This window comes from Halobellus ruber, assembly GCF_014212355.1.
GTDB lineage: Archaea > Halobacteriota > Halobacteria > Halobacteriales > Haloferacaceae > Haloquadratum > Haloquadratum rubrum.
Map to the genome: position 1 here is coordinate 1 of NZ_JACKXD010000008.1, position 23,094 is coordinate 23,094.

The window sequence follows — 23,094 nt, forward strand, 5'->3', positions numbered from 1 at the left end:
TCCGCTGACGCTCCACAAAATCTAATTCGATCCAGTCGCTACCGTCGCTGAGGCGTGTGATTTCGGGCATAGATCACTCAGAAATCAGCACGCCTCACTCTTCACGCTTAACTTAACACGACCCAATCGAGTGATCCGCCGACGTGGCCGCCCTGTCGGGCGACCACGCCAGCCTCGGGACAGGCCGAGGCTCCGACTTCAGAACACCCCGAGGCTCCGCGCGAGGTCCGCCACGGTGTTTATTACGGTCCACTTCACCGCGTTGGTCGTGCCGAGCCCGTCGATCTCGATGTCGCCCTCGGTGACCGCGTTGGTGAACGTGGCCGCCGGGTCGTCGGCGGTGAGCGTCTCGTTGAACGTCTCGCGGTCGGTGGACATCCGGATCGTCGCGTCTGCGCGGGTGCCCTGCTTCACCTCCGTCATCCGGAGTTGGCTGTCCGTCCGGAACGAGAACGTTGCCGTCGACCCGTCGGAGTCGGTCACGACGAGGTTCACCCGCTCGTTCGCCAACTGGTCGCCAGCGATGCCGAGGTCCGTCGACGTGATCGACTCGTTGTAGACGGCGACCATCTCCCCGTACTCCGCGAACGCCCCGTCGGCCCACTCGGGTTGGTCCGACGCTGCATCGGACTGGGCGGTGACGACACCGACACCACTCGTGACGACGAGCAGTGCCAGGATACTGCCGATCCACTGGGCGTAACTGTCACACCGTACGTGTACCATATGTGTGAGATACGTCTGTAGAAAGTAAAGCGTATGTGGGAATTGTTATCACTGATACTGTTGGCTATAACTACGTGAAAATTTTCGACACCCCGGGGTGTCGAAATCCGTCACGTGACTATAGCCGACAGTATGAGGACGGTCGGGATCGCCTGCGGTTGTGGCGCTATCCACGGCAGGCGGGAACGCGTGTTCCGTCACTCGGGGGTGTCCGCGGCGTCGGTTCCGAGTTTCGTCCACTTCTTCTCCACGTCGCGGTTGGCGACGACCACGGTTTCGCCCTCGGCGTTCCGGAACCGGGTCTTCCGGAGTTCGATCGCGGTCACCGGATCGGCCTTCACTTCGTCGCCGGGGTTGAAATCGGGGTCCCGGAGAAGATACACCCCCGCGACGGTGTCGGCGAGCATATTCGAGAGCGCATACGAGATCCCCAAGGCGACGAACCCCGTGGCGGTCCCGAGACTCGCCGCGATCTCCCCCATCCCGAAGATCTTCAGGAGCGTCAAGGCGACCCCGAACCACAGGAAGATGCTCGCGATCGTCACGCCCAGGTCGGCCACGAGGCGCTGGTCCTCGGCATAAACCGAGTCGAGCGTCCGACGGAGGGTCCCGGTGAGCAGCCGGATGGCGGCGTAGGCAATCGTGAGAAAGACCAGGCCGCCGAGGAGCCGCGGGGCGGCCGTCTGGAGCCCGTCGACGAACTCGTTGATCGTCCGCGCGACCGTCTCGGTCAGGAACTCCGCGACTGCGACCATCAGTTCCGGCCCCGTCTGTCACACACAAAGTGCTTCGGGATCCGGAGGTCATCGCTCGCGGTCGGCGGTCGATAGAGAGCACCGACACGGCACGGGTATCCCGCGCGGCGACGCCGACAGCGTGGAGATCTTGGGAGGACCTGCCCCTCCCGCCCCTCGACGGCTGGAGCAGTATGAGGTAAGAGGATGGGGACGAAACGCACGCCGTGATGAAAGGGGAACTCCGGAAGGGCCTCTCGAACACCGCCCCGTTTCTGCTTGCACACCATCTGCCCTCCCAGCGGGACCGTTTTGACATCCTCCCACGGCTGAAGCCGTGGGATTCCTCCGGTGGGGATGTTGGCTATGCCGTTCCCACGGAGGCAAGTTTCCCGTCGCCGGTACTCTGGTTTGTGCGCTTCTCGTTGGGACTTGCCCTCTCGGGAGAGTGTGGTATCTCCGACCAGTTGTGGTCGTCCCACTTGAGGCGCACGGGCCGTGCCATCGACCCGACTTCGGATTCGCCAGCCTGTCGTTCGAGGAATGTCTGTGACGCGTCGAGGTCGGCGTGGCCTTCATAGCCACACGAACACCGGAGCACGTCGCCGTCCCGCTCTGTCTCGTCGCGTTCGCCACACACAGGGCACTCCGCCGTTGTGTACGCTTCCGACTCGACTTCGACCGCGATGCCGTACTCCTCGGCGGTCGTCGCAAGCCGGTCGATGAACGAGCGATACGCCCAGAACTGGTGCGTCTTCTCGTTCACCTCTGCCGACCAATGTTCCGACAGCACGTCGGTGAGGTCGCCCACGTACACGGTGGCAACACCCTCGTCGTACAGTCGTTCCATCAAGTCGCGCACGAGTGCGTCCTGTGCGTGGTCGCGTCGTCGCGTCCGTTTGCGATAGAGGCGTCGAATACGTCGGCTACTGTACCGGACCTCGCGGAGTTTGGACTGCAAGCGGGATATCTCCTCGGTGGTTTCGCGGAAGCGGGCGAACAGGTCGCGCCCCTCGTATAGGTACTGCTGGCCGGTCGTGGTCGTACAGGCGACGAGGTTGTTTGCGCCGACATCCAAGGCAGCCGATTCCTCGGCTATTGGTGAATCCCGTCGAGAATCAGGTACGGTGACGGATTGAATGGCCCTGAACGTGTCGTCGACCTCGTCGTAGTACAGTTCCAACCGGCCCTGTTCGCCCTCCCACTTCGGGTCGCCAATGACTTCGAGGCGCAGTCGGTCGTGGTAGCCAAGCCCGTACTTCTCTTTCAGGTCTTGACCCACGGGGATTTCGAGACGGCTCCGCTCGCCGGTTTCGAGGGTGTACTGGTCGTTGCGGATGTACGTCCGCAACTCCCGTCCCTCGTCCTCGTTGCCCCAGTAGCCGGGCGGAGCGGTGTCTTCGCCGTTCTCTCGGGCGGCGAAGAATGACCGCCACGCCTCGCTGTTCTTGCGGATGACTTGTTGTGCGGTGGCGGAGCCGAGGACGCCGACGTACTGCTTGCGGTAGTCGGCGGTATCCCACGCGGAATTGCCGTCGAAGAAGTTCTGGCGACGTTCGTAGTTCAGTTCGTTCCAGAGGCTGGCGGAGGCGTCCAACAGGTCGCGGAGCAGTTGCTCGTCCTGCGTGGAGAGCGGGCGCACCGCGAACGTGTTGGTTCGCCTCACGACAACAGACATTTGTAGTCCTACGTCTAAATGTCTTTTGGACACAGACGATGCGACCGAACATCGACATCTCGCACACGTTGAACGGGCGCGTGAAAGACTACGCCGAACAGCAAGACGTGAGCCTCGAAGAAGCGTATCGGGAGATCATCGAAACGGGATTGGAGGCGGTGGAACATCCAGACGAGCCGTAGCGCGTAGACTGCTGGGCTATGCTGTCGCTTACACCCACCCCTGAAGGGGTGGGCTTCCGCTCGCTACGTGTCACAGCCCACCGGCGGGACGGACGACTCCGCCAACTCCGAGCAGGTCGCTGCGGGGATCCTCGCGATACTGCTCGGCGGGTTGGGCGTCCACAAGTTTTACCAGGGCAACACCCGGAACGGCGTCCTCTATCTGTGCTTCTTCTGGACCGCGATTCCGGCGCTCCTCGGCCTGATCGAGGGAATACTGATGCTCCTGGCCGACGAGACGGAGTACGAGGAGAAGTGGGCCGACGGGAGCATCCTCGGCAGGTAGCGCGTCCCCGTACGGTATCGGCGCGGGCGCGACTCCACGTGATCCGACAGGCTCCTGCCGGACCCCACCGTCGCGACCCGCTCACCACTGGTCGAACGCTGTACGGATCCGGCGGACAGCCGTTCAGGCGAACAGCTGCCGGGCGTCGTCGACCGCCTCGACTAAGGCGTCGATCTCCTCGGTGGTGTTGTAGATGTAGAACGACGCCCGCGTCGACGCCGGGACGCCGAGTTTGTCGTGGAGCGGCTGGGTACAGTGGTCGCCCGCGCGGATCGCGACCCCCTTGTCGTTGAGGATGCTCGATAGGTCGTGGGCGTGGACGCCCCCGAGGTTGAACGCGACGAGGCCGCCGCGCTCGTCGCCCGGCGGGCCGTAGATCTCCACGTCGTCGAACCCGGACAACTGGTCGTAGGCGTACTCCGCAAGCAGGTCCTCGTGAGCTTGGACGTTCCGCATTCCGATGTCGTCGAGGTAGTCGATTGCGGCGTGGAGCGCGATCCCCTGGGCGATCACGGGCGTGCCGGCCTCGAACTTCCAGGGGAGATCCTCCCACGTGGAGTCCTCGAAGGTGACCCGGCGGATCATCTCCCCGCCGTAGAGGTAGGGGTCCATCCCTTCGAGGATGTGCTCCTTCCCGTAGAGCACGCCGATCCCGGTCGGGCCGAGCATCTTGTGCCCCGAGAACGCGAAGAAATCGGCGTCGATGGCTTGTACGTCGACCGGGCGGGTCGGCGCCGACTGGGCGCCGTCAACGAAGATGTACGCGCCGTGGTCGTGGGCCATCTCCGCGAGTTCCGCGACGGGCGTGATCGTCCCGAGGGTGTTCGAGACGTGGACCACGGACACCATCGCGGTCGAGTCGTCGATCAGTTCCGCGGCGTGGTCCAGATCCAGCCGGCCCTCGTCGTCGACGCGGACGAACTCGATGTCGGCGCCGGTCCGCTTTGCGATCTGTTGCCAGGTCACCAGGGAGGCGTGGTGTTCCATCTCGGTCAGGACGACCGTGTCGCCGGGGCCGAGTTCCGAGAGCCCCCACGCGTAGGCGACGAGGTTCATCGCCTCGGTGGTGTTCTTGGTGAAGACGACCTCCTCGCGGCCGGCGGCGCCGATGAACTCCGCGACGCGGTCGTGGGCCTTCTCATACGCGACCGACGCCTCCTGGCTCAGGTGGTGGATCCCGCGGTGGACGTTGGAGTTGTAGCCGTGGTAGTAGTCGACGATGCTGTCGACGACCGGCTTCGGAGTGTGGCTGGTGGCCGCGTTGTCGAGGTAGACGAGCGGCTCGGTGTCGTCTGCCCCCTCGCCGGGCGTCTCGATGTCGCCGCCGACCATCCGGTCGAGGATCGGAAAGTCCGCCCGGATGGCGCCGACGTCGATCGGATACGTTTCCTGCGTTCCCATTACGTCCACATACGGTCCCCAGGACTAACACGGCTTCGGTTGTGACACGGCTCTCGGGGTCCAGCGGCCGGCGGATCGATGCCGGCGCCCGCTACATCCGGACCAGCTGTGCGTGAAGCGTCCCGTCGATCGAGAGCACGCGCGACTCGTCGACGATCCCGGCGTCGATCGCGACGGAGACGGACCGCTCGCCCACGATGTTCGCGACGCTGGCCCGCCTGAGGCTCTCGACGACCCCGTCGGCGTCGGTCGCTTCGGCGTCGTCGCCGCCGTAGAACGCCTCGGTCACGTCCAGGGACACCTCGCCGTCCTCGTAGACCTCGCCCAGACACTCGTCGTCACAGACCGACACGAGCAGGCCCTCCTTGGTCTGCCGCTCGCGGAGGAGCATCCGCGTCACGTCACCGGTCCCGCTGTTCGAGCAGCTCCTCCTCCTGTTCCTGTCGGAGCTCCTGGGCCCGCCCCGCGACTTCCTCGGCCTGTTCGTCCTCGCCAAGCTCCTCTAAGGCGGCGGCTTTCTCCTCTAAGACGTCTGCGGTCTGCATCCCCAGCCGGATCGCGTTGTCGAAGGCGTTGACGGCGTCCTCGTTCAGCCCACGCTCCCGGAGGAAGAACCCCCGGTTGTACCACGCCTGGGGGAATCGGGGGTCGATCTCGACGGCGCGCTCGGCGTGTCGCAGCGCCGACTCGGTCTCGCCGGCGTTCCACAGCGCGTACGCCAGGTTGGTTTCCGCGGAGGCGGCGTGCTCCGAGTCGTCGTCGATCCGAAGCGCCTCGCGGTAGGCGCCGATCGCGTCGTCCCACTCCTCGAGTTCGGCGTGGGCCGCGCCTTTGTTCACCCACGCCTCCTGGGCCTCCAACGACTCGTCCTCGGCGAACTGCGCGGCGCGCTCGAAGGTGCCGGTGGCCTCCTCGAAGCGGTTGATCCGCATGTACGAGAGCCCGACGTCGATGAGCTGTTCGACGTCGACCTGGTCGGAGGCGATGTTCCGCCGGTCGAGTTCGTCGGTGACGACCCGGGTGTCGACGGGGTCGACTTTCGCGGGGTCGACCTTCAGCTCCGGCGGATCGAGGGTGAACTCCTCGTAGTCGGCGTCGAACCCCTGGCCCGACGAGAACTCGTGGTCGTCGGCGTCGCCGTCTGTCATACTGCGGGGTTGGTCGTCGGAACGGTTAAGGACTGCGTCACGCCGTACGGAGGCCCCGCCGCCGGTTTCGGGGGCGACGCCGACCGTTTAGTGGGTTCACTCCCAACGACGGCGTATGCGACTCTTCGTCAGCATCGACCTCCCGGACCGCCTCGCCGACGCCGTCGCGGACGCACAGGACCGCTTCGCCGACGCCGAGGGGCTGCGCTTCGTCGACCCCAAGGACGCCCACCTGACGCTCTTCTTCCTCGGCGACACTGATCCCGAACGGGTCGCTGAGATCGAGTCGGCCTTAGAGCGTGCGGTCGACGCCGCCGACACCGGGCCCTTCGAGCTCCGTGTCGGCGGGTTCGGCGTCTTCCCCGCGCTCGACTACATCAGCGTGGTGTGGGCGGGCGTCCGCGAGGGCGCCGGCATCGCCGAGACGACCCGCCTCAACGGGCTGATCGAGCGCGAACTCGCGGATCTGGGGTTCGAGGGCGACGACCACGAGTTCACGCCGCATATCACGCTCGCCCGGATGAACGACGCCCGCGGGAAGGACCTGGTCCAGCGCGTCGTCCGCGAGGCCGATCCGGACCTCGGGTCGTTTCAGGTCGACGAGATCCGGCTGACGGAGAGCACACTGACAAACGAGGGGCCGGTCTACGAGACGGTGCGGACGGTGACGTGGTGACTCCGGACCGAACGGTCCGTCCGTGGCGGGACGGTCCCGCCGGGCGCCGCTACCCTTCCGGCCGCCACCGGCCGCCGATCTCCTCGCGGGGGTAGTCCTGGTACGTCCCGTCGAGGAAGGTCGTGACCCGTCCGTTCTCCTCGCTGAGTGTGATGACCCACAGGACCTCATCGCGGAGCGACGTCTCCAGGGCGCTCATGTGTTTGGCTCCCATCCACCCCGCGTATTCGAGTTCGTCGAACGCGCTGCTGTACCCCTGTTCGGGGCTCCGGACCCGCACCATCTGCTCTTGGATGGTTCCGTCACCCGTCACGATGACGGCGCCGTCCCGGCTGGAGGCGACGTCGCCGGCGACTCTGGTGAACGATTCGGGCGACTCCATTACGACCTTACACCGCTCGACCGGCCACCTGTTGTCACCCATCGGATCGGTGAACGACTCGAAGTTGACGTTCGCAACGACCAGGATGTACAGGCTCGGCCCGCTCACGTACTGTTCGCCCCAGCGGTCGAAGCCGATGCTCAGCGACTCGGCGGTGTACCTGATCCGGTCCATCAGGTCCTGGCTCGTCGCGTACTTGCTCAAAACGCGGTTCAGTTCCTCCATACCGACGTTCTACACCTCGGGACGGAGCCGGTTAACTGCTGGCCCCTCGGAGCGTCCCCGGGCGGCCTCCCGTCGGTCCGCGGTCCACTTCGGATCGGTCACCGTAGAAACAGCGCGCGCGCCTCCTCGGGGCGTCGCCGCTTGTACTGTTCGGCGTACCCGCACCGATCGCAGGTGACGGTCTTGAACCGTCGGCTCTCGACGTCGAGCGCGCGGGACGGGTCGTTGCCCGTCACCGCGACGTCGTCGACGGTCGCCTCCGTGTGGCCGCACTTCGCACACCCCGTCTCCTCGCCGACGAACTCCGAGAGGTCGACGTCCTCGCCGTCCTCCCTGACTATCAGGCTCCCGTCGACCGACTCGGCGTCGTCGAGCGACGCGTTGCAGCTCCGACAGAACGACCAGTCGGGCGAGGCCTTCGCGCCGCATTCGGCGCAGTACACGTAGGTGCCTCCGTCCGGGGACATACCCGGCGTTGTCGAGCGAGTGTGAAATCCTTTGCTGCGCCGGCCGTGACCCGGCGCTCAGGACCGCTTTCCCGACGCCGAGGGGCTGCGGGTTCGCCGACCCCGATGACGCCCATCTGACGCCGTTTCTCCTCGGCGATACCGACCCCGAGCGGGTGGGCGACGTCGAGTCGGCGCCGAAACGCGCGGTCGGGGACGCCGGCGTCGACCCCTTCGGGCTACGCGTCGGCGGGTTCGGCGTCTTTCCCGCCCTCGACCACATCAGCGTGGTGTGGGCGGGCGTCCGCGAGGGCGGCGGTGTCGCAGAGACCACGCGGCTCAACGGGGCGATCGAGCGCGAACTCGACCGCTGGGGTTCGAGGGCGACGATCACGCGTTCACCCCGCACGTCACGCTCGCCCGGATGGACGACGCCCGCAGGAAGGAGTTGGTGCAACGCGTCGTCCGCGAGACGGACCCGGACCTCGGATCGTTCCGGGTCGAGACGGTCCGGCTGACACAGAGCACGCTCACCGACGACGGACCGGTTTACGAGACGCTGCGGGCGGTCGAGCTGTAAGCTCTCTCCAGCTGCCGTCGGGGTTCCGGGCTTGGTGTCAACCGTGAGACCGTGCGAACGGAGACCGGTATCGGTATTGATAATTGCAGACCAGAGTTAAATGTGGCAATCGTCGACACGGCCGTATACACGGAGTATGAACGTCACGAACGAAGCGAGCGCCCGCGGCGGGCTGATCGTCATCCTGGGTGTCGGAGCGGCGTTCCTCTCACTCCACACGTTCCACGCCGTCGGCGAAGGCGAGGACCTGCGGACGCTTCTGCTTGGGATTCTGATTCCGGCGGGGTTTGCGCTCGGGATCCTCGCGGGCGGGATCTGGCTCCATCGGAGCGGATTTGACGACGCGTACATCCCGCGCGCGGCGGTGTGGTGCGTCGGTGGCGCCGTCGCGCTGGCCGTAATGGCGGTGCTCACGATCCTCTACCAGCACGCCGAGGGGGTGACCGTGAGCGATCAGCTGTTCGTCGTCGTCAACGCGGCGTCGGGTGGCGGGCTGGTTGGGCTCGTCGTCGGCGTCTACGAAACCCGCCAGCACACCGCCCGGGCGGAGGTCGACCAGCTGACCCGGCACCTGACTGTCCTCAACCGCGTGCTCCGCCACGACATCCGCAACAACGCGAACGTGATCCAGGGTAACGCCGAACTTCTCGCCGACTGCCCGACCGATCCGGGCGAACGGGCCCGCATCATCAAGCGGCAGGCCGCCGACCTGGTCGAACTCGGAGAGCACGCAAAGGAGATCGAGCGGCTCCTCCACGCCGACGACGCCGAACGCGAAGTCGTCGGCCTCGCGGCCCAGGTCGAGGCCTGCTGTGAACAGCTCTCACGGGAGTACCCGGGCGCCGACATCGATGCGTCGCTTCCGGACGACCTCCCGGTGCTCGCACACCCGCTCGTCAGCTCCGCGTTGTTGAATCTGATCGAGAACGCGATCGAACACAACGACACGTCGACACCCCGCGTCGAGATCGACTCGACGACCACCGCACGCGGCGGGGCGGAGTTCGCGACGGTCCGGATCGCGGACGACGGCCCAGGGATCCCCGACAGCGAACTCGCGGCGCTGGAGCGCGGCTACGAGACGGACCTCGAACATATGAGCGGACTCGGGCTGTGGCTGGTCAACTGGATCGCAATCGAGTCGGGCGGCGACGTGTGGTTCGAGGAGAACGACCCCACGGGGACCGTCGCGTGCCTCCGGCTGCCGCGCGCGCCGGCGGCCACGGCCGCAACGCCCGCGGTGGGCCGGGCGAGCGCCGCCCGTCGGTGACCCTGCCGACCCGTCGTCGGGGAATCCACGGGCGCCGGCGGCACCGGCTTCAGGACCGCGAGCCGTCGACGTCGATCGCGTCGACCGGGCAGATGTCGACACACAGCATACAGTCGATACACTGGTCCTCGTAGGTGGGTTCGACCTTCCGCTCCGATTCGGGGTGGCCGGGCGTGTCGACCCACGTGAACACGTCGACCGGACAGCTCTCCAAGCACGCGCCGTCGGCGACACAGAGGTCGTAATCGACCGCGACGTGGACCCCGTGGATCCCGAGCTGCTCCGGCGGGTCCACCGGTCCCCAGACGTCGACGTCGTCTGCGAACTCCGTCTCCGTCGCCGCCGACCGCAGTTCCGCAAGCTCCGCGGCGTCGAGGCGGTCGCGGGTCCTGTCGAAGTCCGGATCGATTCCCATCGGCCCTCGGTAGTCGACTCCGGGGGAAAACGCCGTCGGTCGGCGGTCCGGACGAGGGTCGAGGCCCGCCACCCGCCGACATATATCACCCGCCGGCGACAACACGGCCCTATGGAGCCCGTCAACGAGTCCGACCTGGAGTGGAGCGAGACCGAACGCGGGGAGACCCACTTCCGCCGGAAGAAGCTGGCGGCGGCGGCCGGCGCCGACGACCTCGGGGCGAGCCTCTATGAGCTCCCGCCGGGGGCGTCGTCGTGGCCGTACCACTACCACGCGGCCAACGCGGAGGCGATCTACGTGCTCGACGGGACCGGCGTGCTGCGAACCCCCGACGGCGAAACGCGGGTGGAATCCGGCGACTACCGCGCGTTCCCGGCGTCGGCCGACGGCGCCCACCGGCTCCGGAACGACGGCGACGACCCGCTCCGGTATCTGGCGGTGTCGACGATGCGGGATCCCGACGTGACGGTCTACCCCGACTCGGAGAAGATCGGCGTCTACGCGGGGGCGCCGCCGGGCGGGGAGGGCGACCGCGACGTCTCCGGCTACTACCGGCGCGACGACGACGTGGACTACTGGACCGACGAGGCGTGATCGAGTCCCCCGATGCGTGTGGCTACGCGGTCGCTTCCGCCCGGAGCCGGCGGGCGTAGTCGGTGAAGTTGTCGAAGAGCCGCTTGGTGCGGCAGGCGGCGTCGTAGTTCTCCGCGGTGATCCCGTCCAGCACCGACCGGATCCGCTCGTCGCCGAGATCCTTCCGCTTCGTGAGGTCCGTGGCGGTCTCGCGGTCGTACTCCGGGTGGAACTGGACCCCCCAGGCGCGGCCGCGCCGGAAGGCGTGGATCCCGTAGTCGTTCTCCGCGAGCAGTTCCGCGCCCGGCGGGAGTTCGGTGACGGCGTCCGAGTGAGTGGTAAAGGCGGTGAACGTCCCCGGAACCCCCGCGAGGAGTTCGTCCTCGGCGGTTTGGGTGATCTCCCGGTAGCCGATCTCGTATTCGCCCATCGACTCCACGCGGCCGCCGAGCGCCTCCGCGAGCACCTGATGCCCGTAGCAGACGCCGAGGATCGGTAGATCGCGTTCGTCGGCCGCGGCGACGTACTCGACCAGCGGTTCGATCCACTTCTCGTCCCAGTAGACCGACGCGCGGGAGCCGGTGATCACCACCGCGTCGAACCCGAAGCCGTCCGGCCGGTCGCCGGCGGTCACGTCGAACTCGACGAGGTCCGCGTCGAGTTCCCGCCGGAAGTTGCGACGGGTGTGGGTGTCGCCGTGCGAGGCGTCGAGCAGCGCCACCCGCAGTCGGTCGTCGTGTCGACTCATTACCAGTACGACGCGGCCGGGGAGGAAGTGCCTTGCGACCCTGGTATCGTCTGCCGTCGCTCGCGACGCCGCCGACCCCCGGACGGTACTGATCCGTGCGCCCGGACCGTCACGCGTCCACGCTGTCGAGGAACCCGAGCAGGTCGTCGTTGACGCGGCGCGACGCCTCGACGTGGACCAGGTGCCCGGCGTCGGCCACCTCGCGGAACTCCCCGCGGGGGAGCCCCTCGGCCAGCGCGGCGCCGCGCGAGGCGGGCCAGACCGGATCGTCGCCGCCGTGGATCACGAGCGCCGGCCGGGTGATCTCGTAGAGCCCATCGGAGACGTCGAACGCCGCGGCCGCCGCGGCGTGGGCCTCGAAGGTGGGCCGGGCGGCGTCCTCGGCGGTCCGCCACCCGACGATCCGCTCGACGGCGTCGGGGTGGGCCTCGGCGAACGACTCGGAGACGCCTGCCGCGACCGCCCGCTCGACGGCGTCGGGGTCGGCGGGGTCGGCCCACAACGGGTCGAGGTCGAGGCCGTCCCCGGACGCGGCGGTCCCGATCAGCACGAGACTCCCCACCCGCGAGGTCGACAGCGCGGCCTGTAGCGCCACCATTCCGCCGAGTCCCGCGCCGACGACGTGGGCGGTGTCGACCCCGGCGTCGGCGAGCACTGCCGCGAGATCCGCCGCCAACGCGTCGACGCCGTCGACCGCCGCCCCCCCGCCGGAGCGGCCGACGCCCCGGAGGTCTGTCACCAGGCTCTCGTAGGGGCCGGCGACGGCGCGGTGTTGCCACCCCCACTGCCACGCCCCGTAGCCGGCGTCGCCGACGAACGCGACCGTCTCGCCGGTACCCGCGGTCTCGTAGTACAGCGTCGCGCCGTCGCGTGAGAGGGTCGGCATACGTCCCACCAGACACTCCAGAGGCGTTATCCCGTCGGCTCCGCTCACCTGCTCCGACGCTGGACGTCCCACTCCGCGTCGCCGTCCTCGTACTCGACGACGCCGTCGAAGATCGTCTTGAGAAGTTCGATCGTCCGGTCGTCCTCGGCGATCGGGTCCGCGTAGACCTGCATCTCCCCGCCGCTTTGTCGGACCTGCGCCTCCAGAACGTGCAGGAACTGGTAGGCTTCCTGCTGGTCGGCGTACTGGAGCAGCACCGTCAGGCTCTCGATGACGGCAGTGGGGTCCTCCCATCGGTTCAGATACGGGGTGGCCTTCACTCCGACTCCGGTGAGGTTCGAGGGCGTCGCCACCGTCTTCACCTCGACGTCCTCGGGGGCGTCGCCGGTCGCGAGCTCCGGGGTCGTGACCACCGCCGCCGAGTCGGGTTCCGCGCCGAGGACGTCACACCAGTGGTCGTACCACGCCTCGGGCTGTTTGGAGAGCGACACGCCGAGCAGATCCGCCGCCTCGGGCTCGCCGACGAGCGCCCGCTTGCACTTCGTCTCCGCGTGCGACGTCGACTGCGGACGGAGGACCAACACCGACCGCGCGTCGTCGACCTCGGCGGCGGCGTCCGATACTGAGTCCACATTCCGTCTCGCTAACACTTCCGAATAAATCTTGCGTTGGCCGGCCCGGGGAGTCGCTTCCCCGCCGTCAGGCCCGCTGGACCGCCCGCAGGACCTCCGGCGCGGATTCGAGGGCGTCGTCGAGGGCGTCGACGTCGGGGCCGCCGCCCTGGGCGAAGTCCGGCGGGCCGCCGCCGCCGCCGCCGACCTCGGCGGCGAGCCGGCCGACCACCTCCCCGGCGTTGATCCCGACGCCGTCGGGAACGCCGACCACGAACTGTGCGCTGTCGCCGGCGCCGGAGCCCAGCACCGCGACGACCCCGTCGTCGACTAAGGCGTTCGCGGTCGCCCGGAGTTCGTCGGGGTCGGCGTCGAGCCGGCGTACCGCGGCGGGGGTGCCGTCGATGTCGATCGTGTCGTCGGCCGTCGCCCGGGCCTCCGCGAGTTCCGTCCGCAGCCGGTCGATGGTCTTGCCGCGCTCCTTCCACTCGGTGAAGAAGCGCTCTGCGGTCTCGGGCACGTCCTCGGGCGTGACGTCGAGGACGTCCGCCGCCTCGTAGAGCGCATCCTCGGTACGCTGGGTGGCCTCGATCGCGGCGTCGCCCGCGGCGAAGGTCAGCCGCTCGATCCCGTCCTGGACCGGTTCCGCCGAGAGCACCTTGATCGCGCCGATGTCGCCGGTCCGGCCCACGTGGGTGCCGCCGCAGGCCTGGACGTCCTCGTCGATGGTGATCGTCCGGATCCGCGTCCCCGGCGGGATCCCGCCCTGATACAGGTCGAAGCCGTGTTCGGCCTCCGCCTCGTTGCGATCGGGCCAGGACTGCTCCACCTGGCAGTTCCGCATCACGAGGTCGTTTGCGACCGCCTCGATCTCTTTGACGTCCTCGCGGGTGAGCCGCTCGTAGTGGGTGACGTCCAGCCGCGCGCTGTCGGTTCCCTTCCGGGCGCCCGCCTGCCGGACGTGCTCGCCGAGGACCCGCCGGGCGGCGAACCCGACCACGTGGGTCGCGGTGTGGTGGCGCATGAGCCGCCACCGGCGCTCGGCGTCGAGTTGCCCGCGGACGAACTCCCCGGTCCCCGGGTTGCCGTCGGTTCGGTGGACGACCACGCCGTCGTGCTCCTGGACGTCGGTTACCTGGACGGTCACGTCGTCGGTGGCGAGGGTGCCGTGGTCGGCCGGCTGGCCGCCGCCCTCGGGGTAGAACATCGTCTGATCCAGGACGACGTCGTAGCCGTCGCCGCGCTCGAAGACGTCGAGGACGACCGCCTCGAACTCGGTGCGCTCCTGATCGTCGTAGAACAGCTTCTCGGTCTCCGGGAGGTCCGCGAGCCCGTCGTCGTAGTCTCCCTCGGCCTCGGCCGCGTCCGCGCCGGTGTGTCTGTCGGCGACCAGCGAGTAGAAGTCGTCGGGTACGTCGACGCCCGCGCCGTAGTCGTCGGCGATCTCCGCGACCATATCGGGCTGGATGCCGTGGGAATCGTACAGTTCGATGAGTTCGTCCACCGGGATCGGCTCCCCGCGGTCGGCGTACTCAGCCGCCAGCGACTCCACCTTCCGGCGGCCGCGCTCGAGCGTCTCGCGGTACTTCCGCTCCTCGGTCCGGACGATGTCGCGGATGGTGTCGCGGTTCTCGTAGCCCAGACGTTCGGCCTGCATATCCACGAGCTCGTCGAGCGGAGCGTCGACGCCGACGTCGTCGACGAGGCGTTTGGTCCGCCGGAGCACCATCCGCGCGAGGTAGCCCGTCCCGACGTTCGAGGGAACGATCTCGTCGCCGAACATGTACGCGAGCGTCCGGCAGTGGTCCGCGATCGCGTAGATGGTCTCTAAGGGTTCCAGCAGTTCGGTGAGTTCGGCGGCGTCGACGTCCAGTTGGTCCGCGACTTCCGCCCGCGCCGCGGTCAGGTTGTCGACCTCGTCGATGTCGAGGTAGCCGGAGAGTTTCGCCGCCCGGTGGACGAGCTGCTCCTCCTCGTCGGTGAGGCTGATCCCGGCGTTGTCCTTCAAAAAGTCGATGGCGTCGGGGTAGATCGCCTCGTAGACGGTGGCGGTGCCCTGCGAGACCCACGTCCAGCGTTCGAGGCCGTACCCGGTGTCGACGACGTAGGTGTCCATGTGCGAGTACCGGTTGCCGTCCTTCATCTCGTAGTCCCCATCCTCGTCTTGCTCCATCGACATAAAGACAAGCGTCGCGAGTTCGGCGCCGCGGTAGAGCACCTCGAAGGCGGGGCCGGCGTTGCCGCCGCCGACCCAGGGGTCCTCGATGTAGGTGACCTCCTCGAGGTCGACGCCCATGTGTTCGAGGAACTGATCGCAGAGTTCGACCGTCTCGTCCTTCCAGTAGACCTCCCCCTGGTAGGCGTACTGCTCGGGGTTCTCGATGTCCTCCCTGGCGTTGAACGCGTGGTGGGCCATCATCTCGAAGGCCATCGTGTGCCGGCCGGTCTTGCCCACGTTGTCGATGTCCTGCATCCGGATGCAGGGCTGGGAGACGGTGAGCGGGTTGGCCGGCGGCGGCGTCTGCCCGGAGGTGACAAGCGGCTGGAAGTCGTACACAGACGCCTGTGTCAGGAGGACGTCGTCGCGCCACCGGTTGGCGGCGACGGGGTAGGGGTCGATCCGCTCGTGGCCGTGTTCCTCGAAGAAAGAGAGGAACTCCTCGCGCATCTCCTCTAAGGTGTACTCCTGGTCGAAGCCGGGGTTGTCGATGAAGGAGTAGTCGTCTGCGGGGGGCTCGCCGCAGGTCTCGCGGTCGGGGTCGCGCGTCCAGAAGTAGACGTCAGTCACCGGACACTGCTTCCGGTGGAAGCCTTCCTCCTCGAAGTACTCGAGCCGGTACTCCGCTTCGAGTTCACTCATTGCCCGTGAGTTGGCCAACGGCCGGGTAAAACAGTTCCGGGAGGGCCGCGGCCGCCGGGCGATCGACCCTACTCTCCGGCCGCCAGCGACGCCAAAAGCGCCTCCAGTTGGACCCGCTCGTTGGCGCCCGCGGTGATCCGGTAGTCGGCCTCGCCGATCCGCTCCATCAGCCGGATCGTGGTCCGGTCGTCGAGGTCGAAGTCCCACGCCGACCGGTGGAGTTGGTCGATGATGTCGCCGCCGGCCATCCCGGCGTCGACGAGCAGGGTCTCCAACTGCGACCGCGCGGCCGCGAAGTCGCCGTCGATCGCGGCCTCGACCATCTCCTCGATCTGCTCGGGGCGGGCGGTGGAGGTGATCAGATAGACCGCCTCCTCGTCGACGACCTCCCCGGTCGTCGCCGCCGCCTGCAGGGCGTTGATCGCGCGGCGCATATCCCCGCTTGCGGCGTAGACCAGCGCATCGAGGCCGTCCTCGGTCACCTCGATCCCCTCTGCGTCGGCGATCTCGACGATCTGCGCGCGGATCGCGTCGTCGCCGAGCGGCGAGAACCGGAACACCGCACACCGCGACTGGATCGGGTCGATGATCTTCGAGGAGTAGTTACACGACAGGATAAAGCGGGTGTTGTCGGCGAACTGCTCCATCGTGCGCCGGAGGGCTGACTGGGCGTCGTCGGTGTTGTGCGTTAGGACCCCGTTGGCGAGCATGAAGTTCGGCGTGTCCCGCATCGAGATGTTGTACGCCTTTCCACGGTGGCTGTAGTCGATACGGTCGATCGCTACCGTTTCGACTGCTTTCCGGCCGCCATCAGAAACGGCGGCAGCATCGAACTCCTCCCGCTCGTAATGCTCGTGGTGTGGCAGTTCGCCGTCGCCGACGACGACGAACGTGTATCCGTCGCCGTATGTGTCGAGGAACTCCTCGACCTTCTCCGTCTGCCCCCACAGTTCGGCTACCCCTTTGACCTCGACTACCGTATTGCCGATCAGGAAGTCAGGGTGAAACACCGAATCCGACAGCTCGAACTCCGGCTCGTATTCGTACTCCACCCCGGCGTCCTGTAGCGCCTTTGCGACTTCGTACTCCCAGTCGGAACAGACGAGATGCCCGAGTTCTTCACTGTGCCTGATGTTCCCTCCGGTCGGTTCGTGTCCTTGTAGCGCCTCCGACACCTTCTGTGCGACTTCGGGATCACGCATCGGATTGTTGTCGCCGGTGATATCACGGACCGGATAATCGCGACTCTCGACCCATTTTTCGATGAGTTCCGATTTCGCTTCGGGGTCGAGGTTGTCCCACCATTCGGACACTGAATCTCCGATCCACTCCTTGACTGCGTCGGCATCGGCATCGACGACCCACTCTTCCCACGATGTCCCGGCTCGCATCTCGCTGAGTTCCTCACGGAACCGCTCGACCGTCTCCTCGTCCATCTCCCAGAGGTTAGTTCCGTGGAAGTCGCCTCCGTAGTTGGGATTGTTCTCGCCTACGAACCGCCCGTCGGAGAGTTTTTTGACGATCTTCTCGCGTCGTTCGTCTGACCACTCCGTACCGTGCATCGGGTTCTTCTCACCCTGCATCTCGCGACTGTGCCCTTCGTTCTTACAGTCGAGTGAACAGAACCGACCCGCGGTCCAGTCGCCGCAGACCTCACACTGCGATACCCCGATATCGTTTTTGAACTCCGCGATCTCGTCGCCGGGCGACAGCTCCCGGAGCTCGGTTTCGACGAGCGTGCCGTCCTCGCCCACAACGAAGAACGGATGCGTGAGACTCGCAGTAACCGTCCGGCCGTCAGCCAACTTGACCTCAAAGAAGTCGGCGGTGCCGGAGTCAACAAGCTTCCCCTTGTCGGACTGAATCTCGTTCGTCTCGAAGTCGACCGAGGGCATCGGCTCTCCATCCTCGGAGACCTCCTCTATCGGCTTCACCTCCGGTGACGACGGATACCCCGTGACAACCTCGGTTCCGGGAGGCACACACAACGAGTCCGCCTCGTCGAGGAATATCACCCGGTGGTCGTACCCGCCGAACGACGACCGCGCGAAGTTCTTGATCCGGTCGCGGACCACGTCGATCCCGCGCTCGTCGGAGGCGTTGAGTTCGAGGAAGTTCTCCTGCCAGTCGTCGCCGTAGATCGCTCTGGCGATCGCTGTCGATGCGGTAGTTTTTCCCACGCCGGCTGGGCCTGAAAACAGCAGGTGGGGAAGGTCGTCCTGTTCGACGTACGACCGGAGTCTGTCGACGATGTCCTCCTGCCCGTGGATGTCGTCGAAGCGCTCCGGGCGGTACTTCTCGATCCAGATCTCCCGCCCCGCCGCGGCGTCCGCCGGCGCGTCGGCCTCGCTCATACGGGAGGGAGGGGCCCGGCGGGTCATAAACCACCCGCGTTGCGTCCGGCGGGCCCCGCCGGGCGCCGTGGACGGCCGCCGACCGCCGAGCGAAACCGGGAAACCCCGGCAGCGTCCATTCGAGGGTATGCGCGTGACCGTCGAGGTCGTCGGCGAGGACACCCGCGAGGTCGACATCGGGGCCGAGGCGACCTACGCCGACCTCGCCCGATCGGTCGGCTACTCCCCCCACGAGGTGTCCGTGCTCGTCGACGGCGCCCCCGTGCCGGCGGATCAGCCCGTCGACGCCGACCGGGTGCGGGTCCTCCGGCTGATCAAGGGAGGGTCGTCGGGCGTCGACCCCGACAGCCCCCCGTGACTCACGCCGTCCGCGGAACGACCGCGGCCGACGCCGGGAGCGTGGGCCGCCTGCTGGACGCCGCGATGCTTTCGTTCGACCGCGAGCGGGTGCGGGACCGGGTCCGCGAGGGCGACGCGCTCGTTGCGGTCGTTCGCGGACACAACCGCGAGGAGCGGCGGGCCGCTGGAGCCGAGGCGAGCGACGACCGCGTGGTCGGCGCCTGCGTCCTCCGGCGGTCGGGTGCCGGCCCCGTCGAGATCGAGCAGATCGCCGTCCACCGGTCGCGTCGTGGACGGGGGATCGGGGCCGCGCTGGTCGCGGCGGCCGCGACGCGGACGGACGGCCCGCTCGTCGCCCGGTTCCGCGAGGACGTCCGGCCGTTCTACGAGTCGCTGGGATTCGAGACCGAGGCGGTGGACGGTGACTCCACGGCAGACGACGTCAATGCGGGCGGTAACGCAGCGGCCGACCGCCTCCGCGGGATCCTCAGGTGAGCGGCGCGACCAGGTCCCGGCCCGCCGCGAGCAGTTCGTCGACCCGACCGCGGCTCCCCGCCTCGGCGTAGACGCGCATCTTCGGTTCGGTCCCGGACGGCCGAACGAGGAGCCACGACCCGTCTTCGAGTAGGAGTTTGAACCCGTCGAGGGTCACCACGTCGGCAATCGCCCGCCCGGCGACCGTCTCGGGGAGCGTCGCTTCGAGGTCGTCGATGACGCGTTCCTTCTCGCTGTCGGGGCAGTCGACGCTGATCTTGTCGGCGACGATGTCGCCGTGCTCGTCGATGAGGCGGTCGACGCGGGCGTCGATCGGCTCCGCGGCGGTCACGGCCGCGCCGAGCAACCCCATCAGGACGCCGTCCTTCTCGCGGACGTGGTCGCGGATCGAGAACCCGCCGGACTCCTCGCCGCCCATCAGGGCGTCGTACTCGGCCATCGCATCCGCGACCCACTTGAACCCGACCGCGGTCTCGACGGCTTCCTGGCCGTGGGCCTCCGCGATCCGGTCGATCAGGAACGTCGTCGAGACGGTCCGGACCGCCGGCCCCACATCCGACTCCAGCAGGTAGTCGTACGCCGCGGCGAAGAACAGGTTCTCGTCGAGTTTCCCGCGGCCGGGCGTGACGAACGCGACGCGGTCGGCGTCGCCGTCGTTTGCGACGCCCAGATCCGCGTCGTGGGCCTCGACCGCGTCGACGAGCGGGTCGAGGTTCTCGACGCTGGGCTCCGGCGGCGTGCCGCCGAACTCCGGGTCGCGGTCGTTGCGGATGCTCACCACCTCCGCGCCCGCCGACCGGAGGAGTTCGTCGACGACGCCCCGACCCGAGCCGTGCATCGCGTCGTGGACGACGGTCACGCCGGCGAGGTCGGCGTCGACCAACTCCCGGGCCCGCTCGGCGTGCGGCGTTACCACGTCGACCGTCTCGACCGCGCCGTGTTCGGTCTCAGGGAGGAGGTCCGGTTCGGCCACCCGCGCCGCGATCGCGTCGGTAACGGCTGGAAGCGCCGGCGCGCCGTCCGCAGGGATGAACTTCACGCCGTTGTACTCCGGCGGGTTGTGGGAGGCCGTCACCATCAGCGCGCCCGAGAGCCCCCGGTCGACCACGGCGTAGGCGACCAGCGGGGTCGGGCAGTCCCGCTCGGGGAGGAGAACGTCGAACCCGTTGCCCGCCAGCACGTCCGCGAGCGACTCCGCGAACCCCTCGGAGGTCTCCCTGGCGTCGTAGCCGACGATTACGGGGTCGGTGTGCCCCTCGCTCGCCAGGTAGTCCGCGACCGCCTGCCCGACGATCCGCACCCGCCGGTCGGTGAAGGTGTCCAGGGTCGCGCGCCACCCGTCCGTGCCGAAGGAGATCACGTCCATACCGACACCTTGCCGGCGCCGATAAAAAAGGTGCGGCAGCCCCGGTGTGTACGGGCACGATACCGGGCCCCAGGGTCGTGTTTATTACGCATCGACCGACCCGAAGACCGCTCTCGGGCGGGCCTTCCGGGATCCTCTTGCCCTCGCTCGTCCCGACCTCGCTCCCAACTGAACAGTGCCGGCTCCGGACGCCGTAGGTTTATGTTCGATGCCGGGGCCAGCATCCCCGTGATCTGAGAGTCGCCCCGCGTCGGGCTGCGATTGTTCGGCACGTCGACGCGGGTGCGGAGTGTGCCGACTGCTCGCCATCGTTCGGACGCGAGGCTGGACGAAACCAGCCGTCGTCGCCGTGTTCTTCGCCGTCCGCGACGGGGACGGAGTACTGATCACTGTCGTTGCGGTCTCGGAGAGCCGACGCGAGGACGGCTCCACCCCGAAGCCGTACTCCCGGCGGCCCGTGACGAGGGCGTCGAGACCGACCTGCTCGACCTCGCGCGGGTCGATCCGCCGCTGTCCCTCCCCGACGTCGACGACCAGGGCGACTCCGGGCGGCTGCTGTGCCGGGTTCGGGAGGCCGAGGCCATCGTCGTGGGGTCGCCGGTCTACCACGGCTCGTACTCCTCGACGTTCCGTAACTTCCACGACTACCGCCCGACGACGGAGTACGAGGACACCGCCGTCGGCCTCGTTGCGACCGCGGGGGGCGGCTCCCACGGTGCGACGCTCGAACACCTCCGGAGTACGGTCCGGGGCGTCCACGGCCACATAGTTCCCGAACAGGTCGGGCTACGGGGGTCGTCGGGAAGGTTTAATGGGGAGACCCTCACCGACCCGGACACGCGGCGACGGCTCGAAGCGCTGGGTGAGGCTGTCGTCGCCGAGGCGCGGCGGCTTCACCCCGAGGCCTGAACCCCGTTCGGGCGTCGTCGCCGTCGGTCCTCACTCCCTGCCGATCAGCCGCTCCTTTGCAGCGCGCGACAGCTGCTTGATTCCGTACTCCCGGGACGTCGCCGCCGACCTGGTGTCGAACGCCTCCACGTGGACCACCTCGACCGGCGTCCGACCGCGGGTGTACTTCGCGCCCTCGCCGGCGTTGTGCTCCGCGACGCGCCGTTCGACGTCCGTCGTGTAGCCGGTGTACAGCGAGCCGTCGGCGCACTCCAGCACGTAGACGTAGTGCTCGTCGGAGTCGGCCGAAGCCATCGTTACTGACTCCTCCGCGCCGTTGATCGGACAGTATCCGCCACGGTAACACGTACGTCGACCGGCGGGTATTCGTTCCGGTTCGGACGCCGGTGAGTCGCCGCGCCGGCTCCGAGCCCCCGGCTGGTGGGTCGGTGTCGCCACGGCGGCCGGGCGGCCGATCCCGCCCGGCCGACTGTGGAGAACGGCTTCGCGTGGTGGTCTGGATCCGCTTCAGTGGTCACGCTGTGCGGGTCCGCCGCCGTGCGACCTCCGCGATGCCCGCGTTCGCCGAACAGTTTGGACAGGCGAGGAGTCGCCCGTTCTTGTCGGCGAACACGCGCGCGAAACGGTCGGAGACGTGTGACCCGCAGTGGTCACAACTTGGCATGCGTGTGTCCGGCAGCCACCTGTTGCCGGTACACTTCATACGAGCGGGGTGTACTAAGGCCTTCCCGCGCACGCGCGCGAACCAGCGGATCGTACAGAATTGACCCCGGATAACTGACCGTTCTTGTGCTTTCCCGCTTCGAGGCGCGGCGTTCTCACGTCCGACCGGCCTCCGGTCAGCGGGGCCTCCGATCACTCCGACTGCCCGCGTGCGTTGCTGACCGCCCGGGCGACGAGTCCCGCCTGCGCGCCGGCGACGAACCCCGCGTCGACGTTGACGACGGACATCACCGTACACGACTGGAGCATCCCGGCCAGGGCCGCGGTCCCGTCCCCGCCGTGGCCGTAGCCCGACGACACCGGCACGCCGATCACCGGCGTGTCGACCAGGCCGGCCACGACCGTCGGGAGCGCCCCCTCGCGCCCCGCGGCGACGATCAGGACGTCGGCGGCGCGTAACCGTTCTACTTGATCCAGCACCCGGCCGAGATGTGCGACCCCGACATCCTCGACCCGCTCGGCGTCGACGCCCATCACTTCGAGGACCGCGTCGGCCTCGTTTGCGGCGGCGGCGTCGGCGGTTCCGCCGGTGACGATTGCGACATCGGCGTCCAATGTCGGCGGCTCGTAGTTCGGTCGCTGCGCCACGAGCGTCCGCCCGCGCTCGTCGTGGTCCACGGTCACCTCCCCATCGACTTCTTCGGCGACGGCGGCGACATCCGCCTCGGAGACGCGCGTGACGAGCGCGTGGCCCGCAGTCTCCAGCGCGGTGCGCGTGAGGGCGGACACCTCCGACGGCGATTTTCCCGCCGCGAGGATCGCCTCCGGTACGCCGCGTCGCTTCTCCCGGCCGGCGTCGAACCGGCCGGCGCCGGTGGTGGCGTAGCCCCGGAGCCGCGATTCGGCTTCCGCCGGGGAGAGCTCCCCGGCAGCGACCGCTTCGAGTAACTCCCGCATACCTTCCCTCGGCGACGCAGCGATACGTACCTGACGCTCGACGGGCGGCGACCGCCGAGGCGTCGCCCCGTTCGTCGGCTGGATCGGGCGTCACGAACGGGTGAGCCGCCGTTGCAGCTCCGCGTGACCGAGTTTCCCCCTTCTC

24 protein-coding genes and 5 pseudogenes are annotated in these 23,094 nt (G+C 67.9%); 9 read left to right on the forward strand and 20 right to left on the reverse strand.

All coding sequences use genetic code 11. From position 1 onward, the window contains the following. Positions 1–198: 198 nt before the first annotated feature. The 3 genes from H5V44_RS16535 to H5V44_RS16545 all read right to left on the reverse strand — a co-directional run bounded on the left by H5V44_RS16535 (position 199) and on the right by H5V44_RS16545 (position 3,138). The gene (locus H5V44_RS16535) at positions 199–726 is read right to left on the reverse strand and encodes a hypothetical protein (protein WP_185194246.1); all 528 of its coding nucleotides are present in this window, start codon (positions 724–726) and stop codon (positions 199–201) included. Positions 727–923: 197 nt separating this feature from the next. Beyond that, a complete protein-coding gene (locus tag H5V44_RS16540; protein WP_185194299.1) occupies positions 924–1,484 on the reverse strand; it encodes a mechanosensitive ion channel domain-containing protein in 561 nt (186 codons plus the stop codon). A gap of 340 nt (positions 1,485–1,824) precedes the next feature. Beyond that, positions 1,825–3,138 (reverse strand): RNA-guided endonuclease InsQ/TnpB family protein, encoded by a 1,314-nt coding sequence (locus tag H5V44_RS16545; protein ID WP_185194247.1) that lies wholly within the window; start codon positions 3,136–3,138, stop codon positions 1,825–1,827. Positions 3,139–3,176: 38 nt separating this feature from the next. On the opposite strand from H5V44_RS16545, the gene H5V44_RS16550 reads away from it, so the two are divergent. Both H5V44_RS16550 and H5V44_RS17910 read left to right on the forward strand, forming a co-directional pair. Next, entirely contained in the window at positions 3,177–3,320 is a 144-nt protein-coding gene (locus tag H5V44_RS16550) for a hypothetical protein (RefSeq protein WP_185194248.1), read from the forward strand. Between the two features lie 67 nt (positions 3,321–3,387). Further along, positions 3,388–3,645, forward strand: coding sequence for a TM2 domain-containing protein (locus H5V44_RS17910; protein WP_221625806.1), 258 nt, complete (start codon positions 3,388–3,390; stop codon positions 3,643–3,645). Positions 3,646–3,768: 123 nt separating this feature from the next. Here the strand turns inward: H5V44_RS17910 and sufS are convergent, their stop codons facing one another. The 3 genes and pseudogenes from sufS to H5V44_RS16570 all read right to left on the reverse strand — a co-directional run. Next, positions 3,769–5,046, reverse strand: coding sequence for a bifunctional cysteine desulfurase/selenocysteine lyase SufS (gene sufS / locus H5V44_RS16560; RefSeq protein ID WP_185194249.1), 1,278 nt, complete (start codon positions 5,044–5,046; stop codon positions 3,769–3,771). A gap of 91 nt (positions 5,047–5,137) precedes the next feature. After that, complete coding sequence (locus H5V44_RS16565; protein WP_185194250.1) at positions 5,138–5,437, reverse strand: DUF424 domain-containing protein; 300 nt, start codon at positions 5,435–5,437, stop codon at positions 5,138–5,140. Positions 5,438–5,456: 19 nt separating this feature from the next. Beyond that, positions 5,457–6,194 (reverse strand): annotated as a pseudogene (locus H5V44_RS16570) (tetratricopeptide repeat protein); the annotation flags it as partial. Positions 6,195–6,309: 115 nt separating this feature from the next. Between H5V44_RS16570 and thpR (H5V44_RS16575) the strand changes: the two are divergent. Then, positions 6,310–6,870 carry an RNA 2',3'-cyclic phosphodiesterase gene (thpR, locus tag H5V44_RS16575; RefSeq protein WP_185194252.1) on the forward strand — a complete coding sequence of 187 codons (561 nt, stop codon included), beginning with the start codon at positions 6,310–6,312 and terminating at the stop codon, positions 6,868–6,870. Positions 6,871–6,919: 49 nt separating this feature from the next. Here the strand turns inward: thpR (H5V44_RS16575) and H5V44_RS16580 are convergent, their stop codons facing one another. Next, a complete protein-coding gene (locus H5V44_RS16580) occupies positions 6,920–7,477 on the reverse strand; it encodes a diadenylate cyclase (RefSeq protein ID WP_185194253.1) in 558 nt (185 codons plus the stop codon). 98 nt (positions 7,478–7,575) lie between these two features. Next, complete coding sequence (locus H5V44_RS16585) at positions 7,576–7,944, reverse strand: zinc ribbon domain-containing protein (protein ID WP_221625807.1); 369 nt, start codon at positions 7,942–7,944, stop codon at positions 7,576–7,578. Positions 7,945–8,002: 58 nt separating this feature from the next. Here H5V44_RS16585 and thpR (H5V44_RS18240) point away from each other — a divergent pair. Both thpR (H5V44_RS18240) and H5V44_RS16595 read left to right on the forward strand, forming a co-directional pair. Continuing rightward, positions 8,003–8,503 (forward strand): annotated as a pseudogene (gene thpR / locus H5V44_RS18240) (RNA 2',3'-cyclic phosphodiesterase); the annotation flags it as partial. 136 nt (positions 8,504–8,639) lie between these two features. Next, on the forward strand, positions 8,640–9,773 hold the full coding sequence (locus H5V44_RS16595) for an ATP-binding protein (RefSeq protein ID WP_185194254.1): 1,134 nt from the start codon (positions 8,640–8,642) through the stop codon (positions 9,771–9,773). A 49-nt stretch (positions 9,774–9,822) separates the two neighbouring features. On the opposite strand, the gene H5V44_RS16600 is transcribed toward H5V44_RS16595, so the two are convergent. Continuing rightward, positions 9,823–10,188 carry a 4Fe-4S dicluster domain-containing protein gene (locus tag H5V44_RS16600; RefSeq protein WP_185194255.1) on the reverse strand — a complete coding sequence of 122 codons (366 nt, stop codon included), beginning with the start codon at positions 10,186–10,188 and terminating at the stop codon, positions 9,823–9,825. 111 nt (positions 10,189–10,299) lie between these two features. Between H5V44_RS16600 and H5V44_RS16605 the strand changes: the two genes are divergently transcribed. Continuing rightward, positions 10,300–10,782 carry a cupin domain-containing protein gene (locus H5V44_RS16605; RefSeq protein ID WP_185194256.1) on the forward strand — a complete coding sequence of 161 codons (483 nt, stop codon included), beginning with the start codon at positions 10,300–10,302 and terminating at the stop codon, positions 10,780–10,782. Positions 10,783–10,804: 22 nt separating this feature from the next. Here H5V44_RS16605 and H5V44_RS16610 read toward each other — a convergent pair whose 3' ends face one another. The 7 genes and pseudogenes from H5V44_RS16610 to H5V44_RS17705 all read right to left on the reverse strand — a co-directional run. Continuing rightward, positions 10,805–11,509, reverse strand: coding sequence for a type 1 glutamine amidotransferase (locus tag H5V44_RS16610; RefSeq protein ID WP_185194257.1), 705 nt, complete (start codon positions 11,507–11,509; stop codon positions 10,805–10,807). A 109-nt stretch (positions 11,510–11,618) separates the two neighbouring features. Next, on the reverse strand, positions 11,619–12,395 hold the full coding sequence (locus H5V44_RS16615; protein WP_185194258.1) for an alpha/beta fold hydrolase: 777 nt from the start codon (positions 12,393–12,395) through the stop codon (positions 11,619–11,621). A 44-nt stretch (positions 12,396–12,439) separates the two neighbouring features. After that, positions 12,440–13,027 (reverse strand): DUF7504 family protein, encoded by a 588-nt coding sequence (locus H5V44_RS16620; RefSeq protein ID WP_185194259.1) that lies wholly within the window; start codon positions 13,025–13,027, stop codon positions 12,440–12,442. 67 nt (positions 13,028–13,094) lie between these two features. After that, positions 13,095–15,866: an alanine--tRNA ligase gene (gene alaS / locus H5V44_RS16625; protein ID WP_185194260.1), complete on the reverse strand. Its 2,772-nt coding sequence runs from the start codon at positions 15,864–15,866 to the stop codon at positions 13,095–13,097. A gap of 68 nt (positions 15,867–15,934) precedes the next feature. Then, positions 15,935–16,546 (reverse strand): annotated as a pseudogene (locus H5V44_RS17695) (replication factor C small subunit); the annotation flags it as partial. 12 nt (positions 16,547–16,558) lie between these two features. Next, a pseudogene (locus H5V44_RS17700) lies at positions 16,559–17,848 on the reverse strand (replication factor C small subunit); the annotation flags it as partial. A gap of 3 nt (positions 17,849–17,851) precedes the next feature. After that, positions 17,852–18,220, reverse strand: a pseudogene (locus tag H5V44_RS17705) (AAA family ATPase); the annotation flags it as partial. A 127-nt stretch (positions 18,221–18,347) separates the two neighbouring features. On the opposite strand from H5V44_RS17705, the gene samp2 reads away from it, so the two are divergent. Both samp2 and H5V44_RS16640 read left to right on the forward strand, forming a co-directional pair. Next, the gene (samp2, locus tag H5V44_RS16635) at positions 18,348–18,578 is read left to right on the forward strand and encodes a ubiquitin-like small modifier protein SAMP2 (protein WP_185194262.1); all 231 of its coding nucleotides are present in this window, start codon (positions 18,348–18,350) and stop codon (positions 18,576–18,578) included. Next, positions 18,575–19,054 (forward strand): GNAT family N-acetyltransferase, encoded by a 480-nt coding sequence (locus tag H5V44_RS16640; RefSeq protein ID WP_343067782.1) that lies wholly within the window; start codon positions 18,575–18,577, stop codon positions 19,052–19,054. Before samp2 ends, H5V44_RS16640 begins: the two co-directional genes overlap by 4 nt. Here H5V44_RS16640 and H5V44_RS16645 read toward each other — a convergent pair. Further along, complete coding sequence (locus tag H5V44_RS16645; protein WP_185194263.1) at positions 19,047–20,420, reverse strand: phosphoglucomutase/phosphomannomutase family protein; 1,374 nt, start codon at positions 20,418–20,420, stop codon at positions 19,047–19,049. The genes H5V44_RS16640 and H5V44_RS16645 overlap by 8 nt on opposite strands. A gap of 291 nt (positions 20,421–20,711) precedes the next feature. On the opposite strand from H5V44_RS16645, the gene H5V44_RS16650 reads away from it, so the two are divergent. After that, the gene (locus H5V44_RS16650) at positions 20,712–21,329 is read left to right on the forward strand and encodes an NADPH-dependent FMN reductase (RefSeq protein WP_394354564.1); all 618 of its coding nucleotides are present in this window, start codon (positions 20,712–20,714) and stop codon (positions 21,327–21,329) included. 30 nt (positions 21,330–21,359) lie between these two features. Here H5V44_RS16650 and H5V44_RS16655 read toward each other — a convergent pair whose 3' ends face one another. The 3 genes from H5V44_RS16655 to larB form a co-directional block, all read right to left on the reverse strand. Then, entirely contained in the window at positions 21,360–21,623 is a 264-nt protein-coding gene (locus tag H5V44_RS16655; protein WP_185194264.1) for a GIY-YIG nuclease family protein, read from the reverse strand. A gap of 220 nt (positions 21,624–21,843) precedes the next feature. Then, the gene (locus H5V44_RS18285; RefSeq protein WP_449271821.1) at positions 21,844–21,993 is read right to left on the reverse strand and encodes a DUF7563 family protein; all 150 of its coding nucleotides are present in this window, start codon (positions 21,991–21,993) and stop codon (positions 21,844–21,846) included. A 191-nt stretch (positions 21,994–22,184) separates the two neighbouring features. Further along, entirely contained in the window at positions 22,185–22,949 is a 765-nt protein-coding gene (gene larB, locus H5V44_RS16660) for a nickel pincer cofactor biosynthesis protein LarB (RefSeq protein WP_185194265.1), read from the reverse strand. Between the last annotated feature and the right edge of the window lie 145 nt (positions 22,950–23,094).

Excerpts from the sequence above, each read along its gene's own strand:
- H5V44_RS16565 (WP_185194250.1), bottom strand. The coding sequence starts at position 5,437 with ATGCTCCTCCGCGAGCGGCAGACCAAGGAGGGCCTGCTCGTGTCGGTC.
- H5V44_RS16600 (WP_185194255.1), bottom strand. The coding sequence starts at position 10,188 with ATGGGAATCGATCCGGACTTCGACAGGACCCGCGACCGCCTCGACGCC.
- H5V44_RS16580 (WP_185194253.1), bottom strand. The coding sequence starts at position 7,477 with ATGGAGGAACTGAACCGCGTTTTGAGCAAGTACGCGACGAGCCAGGAC.
- H5V44_RS16595 (WP_185194254.1), top strand. The coding sequence starts at position 8,640 with ATGAACGTCACGAACGAAGCGAGCGCCCGCGGCGGGCTGATCGTCATC.
- H5V44_RS16550 (WP_185194248.1), top strand. The coding sequence starts at position 3,177 with ATGCGACCGAACATCGACATCTCGCACACGTTGAACGGGCGCGTGAAA.
- H5V44_RS18285 (WP_449271821.1), bottom strand. The coding sequence starts at position 21,993 with ATGCCAAGTTGTGACCACTGCGGGTCACACGTCTCCGACCGTTTCGCG.
- H5V44_RS16535 (WP_185194246.1), bottom strand. The coding sequence starts at position 726 with ATGGTACACGTACGGTGTGACAGTTACGCCCAGTGGATCGGCAGTATC.
- alaS (WP_185194260.1), bottom strand. The coding sequence starts at position 15,866 with ATGAGTGAACTCGAAGCGGAGTACCGGCTCGAGTACTTCGAGGAGGAA.
- H5V44_RS16585 (WP_221625807.1), bottom strand. The coding sequence starts at position 7,944 with ATGTCCCCGGACGGAGGCACCTACGTGTACTGCGCCGAATGCGGCGCG.
- H5V44_RS16605 (WP_185194256.1), top strand. The coding sequence starts at position 10,300 with ATGGAGCCCGTCAACGAGTCCGACCTGGAGTGGAGCGAGACCGAACGC.
- sufS (WP_185194249.1), bottom strand. The coding sequence starts at position 5,046 with ATGGGAACGCAGGAAACGTATCCGATCGACGTCGGCGCCATCCGGGCG.
- H5V44_RS16615 (WP_185194258.1), bottom strand. The coding sequence starts at position 12,395 with ATGCCGACCCTCTCACGCGACGGCGCGACGCTGTACTACGAGACCGCG.
- H5V44_RS16545 (WP_185194247.1), bottom strand. The coding sequence starts at position 3,138 with ATGTCTGTTGTCGTGAGGCGAACCAACACGTTCGCGGTGCGCCCGCTC.
- samp2 (WP_185194262.1), top strand. The coding sequence starts at position 18,348 with ATGCGCGTGACCGTCGAGGTCGTCGGCGAGGACACCCGCGAGGTCGAC.
- larB (WP_185194265.1), bottom strand. The coding sequence starts at position 22,949 with ATGCGGGAGTTACTCGAAGCGGTCGCTGCCGGGGAGCTCTCCCCGGCG.
- thpR (WP_185194252.1), top strand. The coding sequence starts at position 6,310 with ATGCGACTCTTCGTCAGCATCGACCTCCCGGACCGCCTCGCCGACGCC.
- H5V44_RS16655 (WP_185194264.1), bottom strand. The coding sequence starts at position 21,623 with ATGGCTTCGGCCGACTCCGACGAGCACTACGTCTACGTGCTGGAGTGC.
- H5V44_RS16645 (WP_185194263.1), bottom strand. The coding sequence starts at position 20,420 with ATGGACGTGATCTCCTTCGGCACGGACGGGTGGCGCGCGACCCTGGAC.
- H5V44_RS16610 (WP_185194257.1), bottom strand. The coding sequence starts at position 11,509 with ATGAGTCGACACGACGACCGACTGCGGGTGGCGCTGCTCGACGCCTCG.